This window comes from Acinetobacter sp. SWBY1, assembly GCF_002946595.1.
Taxonomy (GTDB): Bacteria; Pseudomonadota; Gammaproteobacteria; order Pseudomonadales; family Moraxellaceae; genus Acinetobacter; species Acinetobacter towneri.
In genome coordinates this window covers 1,641,621-1,658,989 of the sequence record NZ_CP026616.1, presented here as the reverse complement: position 1 = coordinate 1,658,989, position 17,369 = coordinate 1,641,621, and the positions used below count along the sequence as shown (strand labels likewise).

The 17,369-nt window shown below is 42.9% G+C and carries 13 protein-coding genes; 8 read left to right on the top strand and 5 right to left on the bottom strand.

The features are described from left to right. Positions 1-55: 55 nt before the first annotated feature. Positions 56-1,879 (bottom strand): acyl-CoA dehydrogenase C-terminal domain-containing protein, encoded by a 1,824-nt coding sequence (locus tag C3Y93_RS07950; protein WP_104852605.1) that lies wholly within the window; start codon positions 1,877-1,879, stop codon positions 56-58. A gap of 225 nt (positions 1,880-2,104) precedes the next feature. On the opposite strand from C3Y93_RS07950, the gene C3Y93_RS07945 reads away from it, so the two are divergent. After that, complete coding sequence (locus tag C3Y93_RS07945) at positions 2,105-4,495, top strand: hypothetical protein (protein WP_104852604.1); 2,391 nt, start codon at positions 2,105-2,107, stop codon at positions 4,493-4,495. A gap of 102 nt (positions 4,496-4,597) precedes the next feature. Here the strand turns inward: C3Y93_RS07945 and aroE are convergent, their stop codons facing one another. The 3 genes from aroE to hemF all read right to left on the bottom strand — a co-directional run bounded on the left by aroE (position 4,598) and on the right by hemF (position 6,952). After that, on the bottom strand, positions 4,598-5,386 hold the full coding sequence (gene aroE / locus C3Y93_RS07940) for a shikimate dehydrogenase (protein ID WP_104852603.1): 789 nt from the start codon (positions 5,384-5,386) through the stop codon (positions 4,598-4,600). A gap of 96 nt (positions 5,387-5,482) precedes the next feature. Continuing rightward, positions 5,483-5,689 carry a hypothetical protein gene (locus C3Y93_RS07935; protein ID WP_004974627.1) on the bottom strand — a complete coding sequence of 69 codons (207 nt, stop codon included), beginning with the start codon at positions 5,687-5,689 and terminating at the stop codon, positions 5,483-5,485. Positions 5,690-6,007: 318 nt separating this feature from the next. After that, on the bottom strand, positions 6,008-6,952 hold the full coding sequence (hemF, locus tag C3Y93_RS07930; RefSeq protein ID WP_104852602.1) for an oxygen-dependent coproporphyrinogen oxidase: 945 nt from the start codon (positions 6,950-6,952) through the stop codon (positions 6,008-6,010). 236 nt (positions 6,953-7,188) lie between these two features. Between hemF and hemN the strand changes: the two genes are divergently transcribed. Further along, entirely contained in the window at positions 7,189-8,562 is a 1,374-nt protein-coding gene (gene hemN / locus C3Y93_RS07925; RefSeq protein WP_104852601.1) for an oxygen-independent coproporphyrinogen III oxidase, read from the top strand. Between the two features lie 45 nt (positions 8,563-8,607). On the opposite strand, the gene ribA is transcribed toward hemN, so the two are convergent. After that, positions 8,608-9,210, bottom strand: a complete 603-nt coding sequence (ribA, locus tag C3Y93_RS07920) for a GTP cyclohydrolase II (protein ID WP_104852600.1) — start codon at positions 9,208-9,210, stop codon at positions 8,608-8,610. Between the two features lie 307 nt (positions 9,211-9,517). Here ribA and dxs point away from each other — a divergent pair, with 307 nt between their 5' ends. From dxs to C3Y93_RS07890, 6 genes are all read left to right on the top strand, one after another. Continuing rightward, positions 9,518-11,428 carry a 1-deoxy-D-xylulose-5-phosphate synthase gene (gene dxs / locus C3Y93_RS07915; RefSeq protein ID WP_104852599.1) on the top strand — a complete coding sequence of 637 codons (1,911 nt, stop codon included), beginning with the start codon at positions 9,518-9,520 and terminating at the stop codon, positions 11,426-11,428. A 104-nt stretch (positions 11,429-11,532) separates the two neighbouring features. Next, positions 11,533-12,363: an inositol monophosphatase family protein gene (locus C3Y93_RS07910; protein WP_104852598.1), complete on the top strand. Its 831-nt coding sequence runs from the start codon at positions 11,533-11,535 to the stop codon at positions 12,361-12,363. A 483-nt stretch (positions 12,364-12,846) separates the two neighbouring features. Next, the gene (locus C3Y93_RS07905; RefSeq protein WP_104852597.1) at positions 12,847-14,697 is read left to right on the top strand and encodes a DEAD/DEAH box helicase; all 1,851 of its coding nucleotides are present in this window, start codon (positions 12,847-12,849) and stop codon (positions 14,695-14,697) included. Positions 14,698-15,086: 389 nt separating this feature from the next. After that, positions 15,087-15,905, top strand: a complete 819-nt coding sequence (locus C3Y93_RS07900) for an ABC transporter ATP-binding protein (RefSeq protein WP_104852596.1) — start codon at positions 15,087-15,089, stop codon at positions 15,903-15,905. Next, entirely contained in the window at positions 15,902-16,681 is a 780-nt protein-coding gene (gene mlaE / locus C3Y93_RS07895; RefSeq protein WP_104852595.1) for a lipid asymmetry maintenance ABC transporter permease subunit MlaE, read from the top strand. The genes C3Y93_RS07900 and mlaE overlap by 4 nt, the downstream gene beginning before the upstream one ends. After that, on the top strand, positions 16,681-17,358 hold the full coding sequence (locus C3Y93_RS07890) for an outer membrane lipid asymmetry maintenance protein MlaD (RefSeq protein WP_096901228.1): 678 nt from the start codon (positions 16,681-16,683) through the stop codon (positions 17,356-17,358). Before mlaE ends, C3Y93_RS07890 begins: the two co-directional genes overlap by 1 nt. Positions 17,359-17,369 lie beyond the last annotated feature (11 nt).

Sequence of the window (17,369 nt, the reverse complement as noted above, 5' to 3'; positions counted from 1 at the left end):
TAAATAAAAAAAGAGCGCATATTGCGCTCTTTTATTTGCTTCTATTTAGAAAATCTTAGTAATCAAAACTAAAATGTTCTGGTGCTAAAGCGGTCATGGTTTTAGATGGATTCACCATTGCTTCTGCATGACCTTGGGTGCGTGGCAATAAACGCTCAAAGTAGAAATCGGCAACTTTGATTTTGGCTTTATAGAATTCAGGTGTTTCCTGACCATTGCCTTCAGCCAATTTGGTCGAAGCCACAGCCGCTTGTTGCGCCCAGAAATAAGCCATCATCACATAGCCAGAGAACATCAAGAAATCAACCGAAGCACTAGAAACGATGTCACGGTCTTTACGTGCTGCCAACATAATACGCACGGTTAATGCATTCCATTGTGCACATAGCTTAGTCAAGTCCCATGCAAAACGACGCATGTATTTATTACGTGCGTGCTGACCACAGAATTTTAAAATTTCAGCAGTGTAGTCACGAATTACTTTGCCTTTAGAGCTTAATAAGACTTTACGACCAATCAAATCGAGTGCCTGAACACCAGTGGTACCTTCGTAAAGTGTTGAAATACGTGAGTCACGTACAATTTGCTCCATGCCCCATTCTTTAATATAGCCATGACCGCCATAGACTTGCATGCCGTGGTTGGCTGCTTCATAACCCATTTCAGTCAAGAAGCCTTTTAAGATAGGGGTATAGAAACCTAAATGGTCATCATGTGCTTCAAAGGCAGCGGTATCGCCACGCATTAAGGCATCATTCATTTTGTCTGCCAATTGTGCAGCATGATAAATCATGGCACGACCGCCTTCAGCTACTGCTTTTTGAGTCAACAGCATACGACGTACATCGGCATGGTGAATAATTGCATCAGCTGCTTTTTCAGGGTCCTTTTTACCTGAAAGTGCACGCATAGACATACGTTCTTTGGCATACGGTAAAGCACCTTGGAAAGCCAATTCTGCATGGCAAATCCCTTGGATTGCTGTACCAATACGCGCAGTATTCATAAAGGTAAACATGGCATGTAAGCCTTTGTTTGGTTCACCAATCAAATAACCCACCGCATTGTCAAAGTTTAAAACCGCAGTTGCAGAAGCACGGATCCCCATTTTGTGCTCAATAGAGCCACAAGTTACAGGGTTTCGTTCACCCACAGCGCCTTCTGCAGTCGGCAAGAACTTCGGTACGATAAATAACGAAATACCTTTCGTACCCGCAGGTGCATCTGGAAGACGTGCTAAAACAATGTGAATAATGTTTTCAGTCAGGTCGTGTTCACCTGCAGAAATAAAGATTTTGGTGCCTGAAATAGCATAGGTGCCATCGGCTTGAGGTTCAGCTTTAGTTTTGACCTGACCTAAGTCGGTACCACATTGTGGTTCAGTCAAACACATGGTGCCTGACCAAGTACCTGCAACCAAGTGCGGTAAATAGGTATCTTTTTGCGCGTCTGTACCAAATTGCATAATGGTGTTGATACAACCCACGCTTAAACCTGGATACATTTGGAATGACCAGTTTGCTGTACCCATCATTTCAGATTTGATGAGGTTTAGCGACATTGGCAGGTTTTGACCGCCGTATTGTTCAGGATAAGACAGACCTTGCCAGCCACCTTGCACAAATTGGTCATAGGCTTCTTTAAAGCCTTTCGGTGTGGTCACATTGCCATTTTCAAAATGACAGCCTTCTTCATCGCCTGATTGATTGAGTGGAGAAAGTACATTTTCACAGAAATCTGCTGCACCTTCCAAAATCATATCGACTGTATCTGCGTCCGCAAGTTCACCGTTAGAAAGATTTTTGTAATGGGTCGGGTAATCAAGCACTTCGTTCATTAAGAAACGAATATCGTGTAATGGGGCTTTATATGCTGGCATAGTCTTAATCCTAATTTAGAAATAGTTTTGGATTATCTGTATCGATATGTTGATTATTCACACTCATGATCAAAAAACATTGATAAGAATAGCGAATAAAAATGTCAGAAATGCGAATACTGAAAATTATTCACCTTACAAAAACGAATGAAGTGTTATGTTACAATGTATCATAATCTGTACGTTTGAACAGACCAATCTATAATGAATATAAGGTGTTTAGCAATGAAGATACAATTAAAATATTTATCTTTATGTCTTTTTAGTTTAGCTGCTACAGGTTGTTCGCAGCATGTCATTAAGACCAATTCCAATCAGACGGTAAGTATAGAACAAAAGGCAATTACGGGGTTAAATGCCATCTTTGAAACACCTAGTTATGATTTTCAGGGCAAATTACGGGTACAGAGCAATTTAGTTGAAGCAACACCAAAAGTAACGGATATTGCTCCTACCACACTTGATCCTGTACTTAAAAAGCAATTAGATCAGTATTTAAAACAGCAAAAAGTCCGTTTAAGTACACAAGAAAAACAAAACTTATATACGGCAATGGCTAAGGAACAAAACTCTGCTTCCTATGCTGCAGGGGCAATCGAAAAATCGAGTCCTTTTAATTTTCTGTTGAATGTATTGAATGATACTGAGTTTAGCTACGATGGCTCGGTGCATTATCGGCAAAAAATTGCTGCTTTGAATGTGGCAGCACGCTATGAAAAACCGACACTTTTGGTGCAAATGAAAGTACCGATGGTGGTCGATTTTAATGAATATAAGTTCTATACCAACTATTTTTCTTTGTTGCCTTATTTGGTGAATAAAGACAGTCAAAATGACTTTGCCTATATCGACTTTTCTAAATACAAAGCCGATTTTGAGCGGATTAAAGTGGCACAATTTGCCGAATACTTAAAAGCCATGAATGCGGTGCCGTATGTATTGGCAGATTCTAATCACATTCAAAAATTATCTTTAACTGCACAAGAACGTCAGCAAAAAATTAGTGAAAAAATACGTTTGAACAGTAGCTTGGAAGATATGTTGCTGCAGCTTGCCATGTTTGATCAGGTCAATGCACCGTATTTGCAACAGACTGTATTGGGGCAGGCGACCACAACCGAAGATGCTGCTGAACAAGCTGAAATTACGCAAGATACATCGGCCAAAGAAAGTGTTGAAGACTACTTGAAACACAATGAAACTGCTGAAGATTATGGCATGAGCCAAGAGGCTTTTGTGGCGTATCAAGCCACCCTTGCTTTACGTGATTTGGTCAGTCAGAAATTTTATGCAACTGAAACGACAGTGAGTAATGTGGCAGATTATTCAGCAGATGCCAGTGAAGATGCCATGATCGCAGCTGAACAAGCCGTTGAAGCGGCTGCTGAGCAGGCAGAAGATTCAGCAAGCACCGCAAGTATGCTAAGCGAACAAGACTGTCAGCGTTTGATCGAAACAGCAAAAACAGCCAAAGTTGGAGATTTAACCTACTGTGCTTATGCCTATGAATTAGAAGCATTTAGCCCAAGTCGTGCTGAGCAGGCACAATCGGTTTTAGATGAGCACTTTGCTTCACCGCAAGAAAAGCTAGCTAAAGTTTTTGAACCATACCGTTCGGAACAATTGGTCGATGCCGCCGCTTTTGCAGCTTTGTGGCAAAAACATCAGGCTGAAATTCAGCAGATTATGAACGCTACACCTAAAGATAAAAAAACACCGATTCAAATTGATGTGGCTTTAGATGATCAGGGGCGTGCTGCAAAAATTGATTATGCGTTGCAATTTAAACGCGAAAATTACGGCACAATTCATGTGTATAACGATGTCAGCATTGCGAATTATGGGCAAGCCAGCAAAATTGACCGTAGTGCGCTGCGTCAAGCCAAATCCATTCAAGAGGTCAGCAAAGACTCAATTTTAGAAAAATGGGTGACAAATTTAGGGCGGACTTTGGAGCAGGAAACTGCAGAAAATAAAGATAAGACCACTGTAAAACCTGCCTTAAGTTATGATGAAGAATTGGCGCAGTTGGCGCAAAAAACCTATCAACAAACAGAATCTTTTAGTCAGACTTATCAGACTTTATTTTTAGTGCACATGGCAGCAGAGCAAAGTACGTGGGTAAAAAATCTTAGTCCACAAACCTTGCAGGAAATGGCAGAAGTGTATGCCTATTGGTTCAGTGATGAGCGCTACTATGACCCGAAAGGTGCCGCGCTAAAACGGATTGAAGCTTTACAAGCCAAGCATCATTTAGAAGAAGATGAGCAATTCAATAATGCAATTGGTCGTCGTATCAATAATTTGACTGAAGATGCAGTCGATGAAAATAAAGTCGCACTTGAATGGCGTAAGCTGAAACAGCAATACAAGCAACCACAACAGATATTTGCTCAGCAATATTTAAAAGCCTATGAAGCAGCTTATGATTGGGATGTGCCTGACTTGGAGAATTTAAAGAAAACGGCACACATTTTGGGGCAGACGTATGTTGATCGTCAGCAGGGCAAATTGAGCCAAAATTCAATTCGCACTTTAACTGAAGATCAGGCTGAACAGATTGATTATGAGTTATATATGGATGTGTATGAAGATATGCAGAAATTTGTAAAATAAACCGTGGGTGAAAAATGGGCAATCAGCGTTCAACAAGATTGCCCAGTTTAAATAAAAAAATAGCCCTTTGCTGCTCAAGGGCTATTTTTATTTGGTGATGATTTAGAGGAAATCTTTTAATTCAGGTTTCACGCCATTCCAAATATAAAAAGATTCAATCGCCTGTCCGACCAGCATGCCAAAACCTTCCGATGTCGGTACGCCACGCGCTTTGGCTTGTTCTAAAAAGCTCGAAGGTTTGCCATAAGCCATTTCATAAGCAAAATTAAACTGCAAACACTCAGGCAAGGTGAGGGCATCTCCCGTTAAGCTGGCAGACGTCGCATTAATGGCTAAATCAAATTGACCTGTTAAATCGGTAAGTGCCATGGCTTGTAATTCTGCTTGCGGTACGGCAGCTTGTAGGTCAGCAACCAGTTGTTCAGCACGGGCAAGGGTGCGGTTGGCAATCACAATTTTTTTTGCGCCTGCTTGTACCAACGGATAAATTACCCCGCGGGTTGCACCACCAGCGCCAATAATCAAAATATCACTGTGCTCTAAATTCCAGCCCAAAGCACGAATGGCATCAACCAAACCCTGACCATCGGTATTGTCGCCATGCAAAACACCATCTTGCATCCACAAGGTATTGACTGCTTTGGCAATTTTGGCACGTTCGGTTAATACGCCACATTGGGCAAATGCTTGCTCTTTAAAAGGCACGGTTACATTCATGCCTACACCGCCCTGATTAAAAAAGTCTGCAACACTGTCTCTAAAACCATCAAGAGGGGCAAGGCGTTTGCTGTATTGCAGGTCAATGCCTGTTTTTTCTGCAAAGGCATGATGCAGTTCAGGAGAACGTGATTGTTCAATTGGGTTGCCAATCACGGCAAATTGTTTGCGCATTTGCCAAAATCCATGTGCTGAAATGTGCATCAATATACGTCAAATTCAGCGCGGACTAAAGCCTATGGTGGTATAAAACGGTGGGAGTCTTTGGACTTAAGGATTACAAATCTCTAAAACGGTTTCTAATACCAAAATAGTGGCAATCACGAACATGGCAATGCCCGCTAAAATGCTGCTACTAATGGCTAAGCCATCTGAAAGATGACTTTCAAAAATAAAGGTCATGCAAATTGAGCCAAGTAACATGGCAAAGGTTGCCCAAAATAAAAAGATTTTGTGTTTGAACAGCGGGCTAAACATGCGGATCTCCTGACAGATGTGGCGCAGTGTAACATAAGGCTTTGACAGTTTGATGAATTCGCCTTTGACTCATGGTTTGATGTATGGATAGTTAAATCCTATTTGTGCATGGTCGAATAGGGTGCGCGGTCACATCATCTATTAAAATCCATCCGCACTATCATGACAGTTAATTCATGCTGTGCATATTTATTGATTTGAAAATAAGCAATAAAGTTTGTAAGTAAAAAAGCGATTCGTGGAAGAGTCGCTTTTTTGAACCTTGAATGTGATCTTTTTTACACTGCGATGTACGCAAGGTTTCACCAGTCGCGAGCTTTAACTCGTCTTGAGATTTAACCAATCGCGTGGTTTTAAGTAATAGTCGGTGAGTTTTTTCTCTGCGGAATCTTCTGCCCATTCAGGACGGTACGACCATCCCGCCAAGTTCGGTAAGCTGACTAAAATGGACTCAATCCGTCCACCTGTCTGCAAGCCAAATAAAGTGCCACGGTCATAGACCAGATTGTATTCCACATAACGTCCACGACGGTAAAGCTGGAACTCACGTTGTGCTTCGGTATAGGCTTTGTCACGATTACGCTCAAAAATAGGCAGAATTGCAGCCAAATAACCGTTACCCACCGCCTGAATATAGTTGAAACAGGTGTCAAAGTCCCATTGATTCAGATCATCAAAAAATAAACCACCCACGCCACGCTGTTCATCACGGTGCTTTAAATAAAAATAGTCATCACACCATTGTTTATGTTCTGCATAGACTTGATCGCCAAAAGGCGCACATAAGTCATGTGCTGTTTGGTGCCATGCCAACACATCTTCATCATTTGGATAAAATGGTGTCAGGTCAAAACCACCACCAAACCACCAAATTGGCGGCTGTCCTTCAGGTTCAGCGACAAATAAACGCACATTGGCATGTGAAGTTGGCACATTCGGGTTTTTCGGGTGAATCACCAATGACACGCCCATCGCCTGCGCAGGTGCACCTGCAATATTTGGATGACGTTCAGTTGCAGAAGCAGGCAGTTTGGAAATATTGATGTGCGAAAACATCACCCCGCCTTTTTCAATCACCGTACCGTTTTGTAAGACACGGGAACGACCACCGCCACCTTCAGGACGTTGCCAGTCATCAATTTCAAACTGTGCGTTTCCGCCACCTGCTTGTTCTTGTTGTTCTAAAGCCGCACAAATTCGCGCCTGTAAATCGAGAAGAAATTCACGTACCCGCTGAATATCCGCGTGAGTAGGATGCGACATGACCACCTCAGCATAAAAATAAAATGGCTTACATCAAAACATAAAAGCCTCTAAAAATTAAGCGCTTTGTCTGAATTGTCTTAGCAAACTATTCTGTGAATGAGGTAAATAGAGCATTTTATCCAGAGTATTCCGAGCAAAAGACTAGGTTGATTTCCACTTACAAGCTCAGCACAATAGTTTGCAGGCCAAAGCAAATTTTGCAGGGCGCTAATTCACTGGATGAGGCAGATGGGATGACACAGCAGGCAAATTCTTTAATTCAAAAATACAATGTGCCTGGACCACGCTATACCAGTTATCCAACCGTGCCATATTGGGATGACGAAACATTCTCAGCAGAGGCATGGCAGCAAACCCTGAAGCGTTCTTTTGATGAATCCAATGCCAGTGAAGGTATCAGTCTGTATATTCATTTGCCATTTTGTGAAAGTTTATGTACGTTTTGTGGCTGTCATAAGCGGGTTACCAAGAGGCATGAGGTTGAACAGCCTTATATCCAGGCGGTATTAAAAGAATGGGACTTATATTGCCAATTACTCGAAAGCACTCCCATCATTAAAGAAATTCACTTGGGCGGTGGCACACCAACTTTCTTTTCAGTGGAACACCTGACGCAGTTGATTCAAGGCATTTTGGCTAAAGCCAAAGTGGCTGAGCAACACGAATTCAGTTTTGAAGGTCATCCCAATAACACCACCCGCGAACATTTACAGGCTTTATATGATTTGGGTTTTCGTCGGGTCAGTTATGGTGTGCAAGACTACAATGAAAAAGTACAACGTGCTATTCACCGACTGCAACCTTTTGAGCATGTACAACGTGTGACCGAGTGGGCGCGTGAAATTGGCTATGATTCTATTTCACATGATCTAGTGTTTGGTTTGCCATTTCAGAATTTAGATGATGTGTTGAATACCATTGAACAGACCCATCGTTTAATGCCAGATCGCTTGGCATTTTATAGCTATGCACATGTGCCTTGGATTAAAGGCAATGGTCAACGTGGTTTTAAAGATGAAGATGTGCCTAAAGATGAATTAAAACGTCAGTGCTATGAAGAGGGCAAAAATCGACTCTTGGCACATGGTTACCATGAAATTGGCATGGATCACTTTGCTTTAGCCAGTGATGGTATGTATAAGTCATTTAAAAATGGCAGTTTGCATCGTAACTTTATGGGGTATACCGCGTCTAAAACACAGGTCATGATTGGTTTAGGTGTTTCATCAATCAGCGACAGTTGGTATAGCTTTGCCCAAAATGAAAAAAGTATTGAAGATTATTACGCACGTTTAGAACGCAACGAGATTCCTGTGTTTAAAGGGCATGTGTTGAATCGGGAAGATTTGGTGATTCGTCAGCATATTTTGAATTTAATGTGCAGCTTTGAAACCTCTTGGGCTAATCCCGAACTGAACTTTGCAGAAATTGAGCAGGTATTACAGCAATTGCAAGAAATGCAAGAAGATGAATTGCTGTCGATTCAAGATCAGCGCATTCAAATTCTGGAAAAAGGCAAACCCTTTGTGCGCAATATTTGTATGGCCTTTGATTTGCGCTTAAAACGCCGTATGCCAAATAACCGTATTTTTTCGATGACGATTTAAGTAAATCAGGTCTAAATTGCGGCATCCCTAATTAAAAAAGGTGACTTAGAAGTCACCTTTATCATACATGTGCGCCATACGCTCATGCTTGGTTTGCAAATACTCCTCATTGAATGGATTCAAACCCACAGTGAGTGGTACGCGGTCTACTACAGTAATTCCTTGTTCTTGCAATGCTTGAATTTTCAACGGGTTATTGGTAATTAGGCGTACAGCCTTGACCTGCAAATGATCTAGCATAATGCTGCACATGTCATAGCGACGTGCATCGGCAGGTAAATTCAGCATCAAATTGGCATCGACGGTGTCATGTCCTTGATCTTGCAGGGCATAAGCACGAATTTTATTGGTCAAGCCAATGCCGCGGCCTTCTTGGCGTAAATATAAAATCACCCCTTGTCCTGCATCATTAATCAGGCGCTGAGTAGCTTGTAACTGCGGGCCACAATCGCACTTCAAAGACGCGAAAGCATCGCCAGTTAAACATTCTGAGTGGATGCGTACTAAAACAGGTTCGCTAGGTGCGGTGTCTAAACCTTTGGATAATGCCACATGTTCTTCGCCAGTTTCAGGATCTTGAAATACCGTAATCTTGAACTCACCAAATGCAGTCGGTAATCGTGAGGTTGCGACAAACTTAATCGGCACTGTTTAACTCGTGAATAGTCGATAAATTGTTTAAAGTATAGCGTAATGCTCAGACATTAGTAGAATAGCAAACACGAATTTATACAGAAGATTTTCTTTTTTGTATAAAGCACACGATAATGGTTGATAAATAGTTAGATTATTCAGGATAATCTACGCACCCAACGTGTGCCCAACTGAAATCATTGCTCAAAACTACACCGCTAGAAATGTGGCTGATTGAAGGTGATACCATTCGGTTATATGATCGAGTAATTCCCATTGACCTAGCTTAGGATTTGCCAGGCTTTAGAAGGCTTTGCCACATATGCTGTATACAGAAATTCCAACTCAACGCCCTGTAACACCATTGCTCGATGCGATTGACCATCCGCAGCAATTACGTTTACTCGCGCAAAGCCAGCTTCCACAAGTGGCGGATGAGTTACGTCAATTCATTTTGTATGCCGCAGGTCAAAGTGGAGGACACTTTGGCGCAAACTTAGGCGTGATCGAACTGACCGTTGCGCTGCATTATTGTTTTAATACCCCAAAAGACCGCCTGATTTGGGATGTCGGTCATCAGGCTTATCCGCATAAAGCATTGACAGGACGCCGCGAACAACTCACCACCATTCGCGCAAAAGATGGTTTAGCGGCATTTCCTGCACGTGAAGAATCTATATTCGATACCTTTGGTGTTGGTCACTCCTCAACAGCCATTTCTGCAGGTTTGGGGATGGCATTGGCACGTCGTTATCAGCAAAACCCATGTGAAGTGGTAGCAATTATTGGTGATGGCGCTATGACGGCAGGGATGGCCTTTGAAGCCATGAATGATGCAGTTGCGCATCAGGCCGATATGATGGTGGTGCTGAATGACAATGATATGTCTATTTCATGCAGCACAGGCGGCTTTGCCAAACACCTTGCTGCAATTTGGGAACGTGGTGAATCCGTTCATGTGAGTGAAACAGGTGAAGCCTACGTGCAGCCACATCCGAAGTGGACGTACAACTCACGTTTGCATTGTGCTGCTACCGAAGCTGCAGACAACTTATTTAAAGCCATCGGTTTTGATTATTTCGGCCCTTTCGATGGGCATGATGTTGAACAATTGGCGCAAGTTTTTAATGCCCTGAAAAAACGTAAAGGCCCACGTTTAATTCACGTTTACACAAAAAAAGGCAAAGGCTTTGTTCCGGCAGAAGCCGATCAAATTAAATATCACGCGATAACTAAAATCCATGCCAAAGCTGCGGCTGTTACAGCACCAAAATATTCCGATGTGTTTGGACAGTGGTTATGCGATCAGGCCGAACAGGATTCACGTTTGTTGGCCATTACGCCAGCCATGTGTGAAGGTTCGGGTATGGTACAGTTTGCCAAACAATTTCCTGAACGTTTTTTTGATGTTGCCATTGCCGAACAGCATGCAGTGACTTTGGCCGCAGGCATGGCCTGTGAAGGCTTAAAGCCCGTGGTCGCAATTTATTCGACCTTCTTACAGCGTGGTTATGACCAACTCATTCATGATGTGGCCTTACAAAATTTAGATGTGACCTTTGGTATTGACCGTGCAGGTTTGGTTGGTGAAGATGGCCCAACGCATGCGGGGGCATACGATTATGCCTATATGCGTACTGTGCCAAATATCGTCATTATGGCGCCAAAAGACGAAAATGAATGTCGTCAGATGCTGCATACAGCCTATTTATACAACGGTCCTGCAGCAGTGCGTTACCCACGTGGTAATGGCCTAGGTGTTGAAATTCAGCAACAAATGACCGCAATTCCATTAGGGCAAGCGGAAATTGTGGCACAGTTCAATACTCAGTATGATGACTATATTTCAGTGCTGGCTTTTGGTAGCCGTGTGCAAGCGGCAGTTGAGGCGGCAGAAGCATTTGCTCAGCAGCATGATGTCGCAGTACGTGTGGTGAATATGCGTTTTGTGAAGCCATTGGATGAAAAACTGTTAGCTGAGATTGCAGACAGCACTGCATTATTCGTCACTGTAGAAGAGCATGCGATTATGGGTGGTGCAGGCAGTGCCGTGAGTGAATACTTGGCGAAGGCCCAGATTGTCAAACCGATTATTCATTTAGGTTTAGAAGATAGCTTTATGCAACAAGCGACACATGGTCAAATGCTGCAACAGGCAGGTTTAGATGCACAAGGCATTGAAAAATCAATGCAAAATGCTTGGCAAAAACTGCATCAATCTATATTGAATTAATTTTTAGCAACACTTCTTCCCCAAAAGCCTCAATATTTGCTAAAATATTGGGGCTTTCATGCATTATTCTTTATCAAACTCTTCAAATTTGTAGTGGGTGTTCAATGGAACCTATGGTGGTGATGGCTGCGCGTGCGGCTCAAACAGTTGGTCAAGAGCTTTTAAAAGCGCATCAGAATCGTCATAAACTCGATCTACAAGTCGAAGAAAAAGGCATTGATGGTCCTGTAACGCGCGTAGATCGTTACCTCGAGCAATTGACCATTGATACATTACGCAAAAGTTATAAAAATCACAGCTTCCTGGGCGAAGAATTTGGCATGCAGGAAGGCAAAGGTCACGATGCCGACTGGTGTTGGGTGATTGATCCTTTAGATGGCACGCTAAACTTTGTTCACGGTTTCCCTCATTTCTGTATTTCGATTGCAGTGCAACACAAAGGTGTGACACAGCACGGTGTTATTTACGATCCTGTAAAAGATGAGTTGTTCTCTGCGAGCCGTGGCCGTGGTGCGATGATGAATCAACGTCGTATTCGTGTAAATGTAAAAGACAGTTTAGACAACACCTTCTTAGCCGTTGGGCATGCTTATCGTGCCAAGCGTGATGGTGAAATCATCTCTTATGCCAAAAACCATTTTGAAAGTTTATTGAATGTAACCGAAGCTGGCGCACAATACCGCCGCGCAGGTTCTGCTGCTTTAGACTTGGCTTATGTGGCTGCAGGCCGTTTAGATGGTTATTTTGAACTTGGCTTAAAACCGTGGGATATTGCTGCTGGTGAGCTGATTGTGAAAGAAGCGGGTGGTACAGTAGTCGATGCACGTGGTGGCAGCGACTCTATGGAAAATGGTCAAGTTTTGGCATGTTCAATGAAAATGTTAAAACCACTTATGAAAGCCGTTGTACCTGCTTGGGGTGAAGCGGCTAAATAATCAGATCACACCATCTACGCCATCGCAAAAATGATTAAAGCTCTCTATCTTGAGGGCTTTTCTTTTATCGACTGGTCTAAAATAGCTAATTTAAGACCCATTTTGATTGTGGGTATACTCGCTAAAAAGCAGGATATATCACGGGTTACACAAAAAAATGCAAAAGTAGATTAAATAAGGTGACTTTTAAAATAATCCTGCTATAATCCGCCCACGCACTTAATTTCTGTTCATTACCTGAACATTTCTCTTCTAATCATTGTGTATGCGCGTGCGGTCCAAAGAGAGGACGATATCTCGCGCCCCAATCGCTAAAGCGATTCCTTCAGGTTAAGCCGTAATCATGCGTGCGTTATATCACATCGTCGTTACTCGGATCGCCGCTGAATCTTAAATTGTCAGCGATAATTGCTGTACCGCTTTTTGCCGATGTCCATCTGACTTTATTTTAATGGAGCACCCATTTTCAGGGTGAAAATCTCTATGAGCAAAACTTTTGCTGATTTTTCTTTACACGAATCTTTACAACAAGCTTTAGAAGGCTTGAACTTTACTACGCCGACTCCTGTTCAAGAACAATCGATTCCAGCGGCACTTGAAGGTAAAGACTTATTGGTGTCTAGCCAAACAGGTTCTGGTAAAACTGCTGCGTTCTTACTCCCAACTTTAAACGCGCTTGCTAACCAAGATACTTTCGTTCCTTTTAAAGAACGCATGAAAGCCATTACTCAGCCATCTATTTTGGTACTTTGCCCAACACGTGAGTTGGCGCAACAAGTGAGCCAAGATGCGATTGCATTTGTACGTCACATGAAAGGTGTACGTATTGCAGCAATTATGGGTGGTATGCCTTTTGGTAAGCAAATCCAACAATTAAAAGGTGCACAAGTGGTTGTAGCGACTCCAGGTCGTTTACTTGACTTGGTGAACCGTCGTCAAATTAAGCTCGATAAAGTTGATGCTTTAATTGTAGACGAAGCTGACCGTATGCTTGACCTAGGTTTCTCTGAAGACCTAGAAGCCATTAGCGACTTGGCTGCTAACCGTAAACAAACACTAATGTTCTCTGCTACTTTTGCAAGCCGTATTATCACGCTTGCAGAACGTATGATGAATGAACCTGTGCGTATTGCAATTGAAACAGGTCACTCAACCAACATGGACATCACCCAGACTTTACACTGGACAGATGGCTTTGAGCACAAGAAAAAATTATTGTCACACTGGTTGTCTGATGAAGGTGTAGACCAAGCGGTTGTATTCGCATCGACTCAAGAAGATACCGACATGTTGGCTGAAGAATTGGCTGAAGCAGGTCACTCTGTCGTTGCTCTACACGGTGCAATGCCACAGACTGTACGTAACCGTCGTTTACGTAGCATTCGTGAAGGTCGTGCAAAAATTTTGGTTGCAACTGACGTAGCAGCACGTGGTTTAGACGTACCAACGATTTCTCACGTGATCAACTTTGGTTTACCAATGAAAAATGAAGACTATGTACACCGTATTGGTCGTACAGGTCGTGCGGGTCGTACCGGTAATGCCATTACTTTGGCAACTTACCGTGAGCGTGGCAAAATCCGTGCTTTGGAAGATTTCTTAGATGCACGTTTAAGTGTTTCTGAAATTGAAGGCTTAGAGCCATCTCCACCACCAGCACGTTCTGGTCGTGACGGTGGTCGTGGTCGTCGTGATGGCGGTCGCGGTGGTCGTGGCGGTTTTGGTGGCGGTCGTCGTTTTGAAGGCGAAAGCAACTTTAAACGTCGTGAAGGTGGTGATGATCGTCCACGTCGTAGCTTCGATGACAAACCACGTGGTGAACGTCCTGCATTTGGTGAAGATCGCCCACGTCGCGAGTTCAACTCAGATCGTCCACGCCGTGAAGGTGGTTTTGGTGACCGTCCACAACGTTCATTTGAAGACCGTCCACGCCGTGAATTTAATTCAGACCGTCCACGCCGTGAAGGTGGTTTCGGTGACCGTCCACAACGTTCATTTGAAGATCGTCCGCGTCGTGAATTTAATTCAGACCGTCCACGTCGCGAAGGTGGTTTCAACGATAAACCACGCTTTGATGCGACTGATGACAACCGTGGCAACCGCGTAGACTATAAACCACGTCGCGAAGGTGGTTTCGGTGACCGTCCAAAACGTGATTTTGGTGATCGTCCTGCACGTCGTGAAGGTGGTTTTGGTGACCGTCAACCACGTTCGTTTGATGATCGTCCTAAGCGTTCTTTTGGTGGTGAAGATCGTCCACGTCGCGAGTTCAATTCAGATCGTCCACGCCGTGAAGGTGGTTTTGATCGCCCACGTCGTAAATTTAACGACTAAGATCGCGATAGCAATTTGTATAAAGAAAAACCAGTGCTCAGCACTGGTTTTTTTATGTTAAATATTTTTGTTTTAGATAAATAAAATGTATAATAAGTCACGTTTTTAACTCTATTTGCTAATTATGAACATCAATAGCTTACGATTGCTCATGCAGACGAGAGAGGGAATGATGCCGTATATTGGTTTAGCACTCATCTTATGCAATTTAATGTATTATATTATTTCTTCTTACTTTTAAATTGTTGCTGTCCTAAAAGTGATTTAAATAACAATAATAAGACTGCTTGAACAATACGTGCACAGTTTTAAAAAATTTGCTAGATAACATTTTATGCTTCGATCCTTTATAGTATGCGTGCTGAAAAAATGCAGGAAGACCCTCAGCTATGAATAATCCAATGCCTCAACATGAGCCGTCATTGATTGAAGTCAATGAACTGAGCTTTAAACGAGGGAAACGTGTCATTTTTGAAAATGTCAGTTTAAAGATTCGCCGTGGGCAAATTACGGCCATTATGGGACCTTCTGGTACAGGTAAAACCACATTATTACGCTTGATTGGTGGTCAACTGGCACCCGATCATGGTGATATTTTACTGGATGGAAAAAACCTTGCAGATATGTCACGTCAGGAGTTGTTTGCTGCACGGGCACGTATGGGCATGTTATTCCAAAGCGGTGCGTTATTTACCGATATGAGCGTGTATGAAAATGTAGCATTTCCATTGCGTGCGCATACCAAGTTACCGGAGCATTTAATTGCAGAACTGGTGGCGTTGAAACTTGAAGCAGTGGGGTTACGTGGTACTGAACAACTCATGCCTGCAGAATTATCGGGCGGGATGAACCGTCGTGTGGCCTTAGCACGTGCGATTGCGTTAGACCCTGAATTGATCATGTACGATGAGCCATTTGCAGGCCAAGACCCGATTGTAAAAGGTGTACTGACTCGTTTAATTCGTTCTTTACGTGAAGCTTTGGATTTAACCACCATCATCGTCTCGCATGATGTAGGTGAAACGCTGTCGATTGCTGACTACATTTACATTATCGCAGAAGGCGTGATTCAGGGCGAGGGTACACCAGCGGAATTACAACAGCATGAATCGGCATTTGTACGTCAGTTCTTAACAGGCGCTGCCGAAGGGCCTGTCGATTATCAATTTAGCCATCGGGCTTATTTAAGTGATGAGGTGCGTTCATGAATGCTATTGCCGCATTAGGTCAACGCGTCATTGAGCGTGTTCGTGGCATTGGTGTCGCCACCCAAATGTTGTTGCAAATTCTATTTTCCATGCCAACTCTGCTTGGGGTGAAGCTGTTCATATACCAAATGTACCGTGTTGGCGTGATGTCATTATTGATTATTGCGGTGTCGGGTTTATTTATTGGTTTGGTATTGGGCTTACAAGGCTACTCTATTTTGGTCAATATTGGTTCAGAAGCCATGTTAGGCACCATGGTGTCTTTGACTTTATTGCGTGAACTGGCACCTGTAGTGGCTGCACTGTTATTTGCAGGACGTGCAGGCTCTGCCTTAACTGCAGAAATTGGTTTGATGAAAGCCACAGAACAATTGGCCAGTATGGAAATGATTGGGGTAGACCCACTCAAGCGTATTGTGTCACCACGTTTATGGGCAGGAATTGTCAGCCTGCCAATGCTCTCCATTATTTTTGCTGCGGTTGGCATTATGGGCGGCAAAATGGTTGGGGTCGATTTTCTAGGTGTCGATGAAGGTTCTTTCTGGAGCGGTATGCAAAGCAGCGTGCAGTTCTTTAAAGATATTTTTAATGGCACAATTATTAAAAGTTTTGTTTTTGCATTAATTTGTACTTGGATTGCAGTATATCAAGGCTATGCCTGTGTTCCAACATCGGAAGGCATTGCGACGTCGACCACACGAACCGTGGTGTATTCTTCATTATGTGTTTTAGGTTTTGATTTTGTGTTGACTGCGGTCATGTTCGGAGGTGTTTAATGAAATCACGTACAAGTGAGCTGGCCGTAGGTGTATTTGTCATTTTGACAGGCATTGCATTGTTTTTCTTGGCCATGAAAGTCAGTGGATTGGTGGGTACCAATTTGCGTGACAGTTACAATATGACAGCAACATTTGACAACGTGAATGGTTTAAAACCACGCGCCAAAGTTACTATGAGCGGTGTCACCATTGGTCGTGTCAATGATATTACTTTAGACCCTGTATCGCGTTTGGCTACAGTTGAATTTGAACTAGATGGCAAGTTGACCAGTTTTAATCCTGAACAACTAAAAACAGTGCAAAATTATGCGCTTGAAGAATTGCGCTACAGTGCAGAATACCAAGAAGCAAATCCTCAGCAACAAAAAGAAATGGAACAACAACTGTTGGGTAACATGAAATCCATCACCAGTATTGATGAAGATGCTTACATAATGGTAGCAACCAATGGTTTATTGGGTGAGAAATATCTCAAAGTGGTTCCAGGTGGTGGTTTGAACTTTGTGAAGCGTGGCGAAAGTATTGCCAACACGCAAGGCACCATGGATTTAGAAGATTTAATCAGTAAGTTTATTACTGGCGGTGCAGCGAAAACATCCAACGCAGCGTCAGACGCAGATAAAGACACAGCGACAGCTGAAACAACAGATGCAGAAGTGTCATTTGTTGAGTAATGAAGGAGATT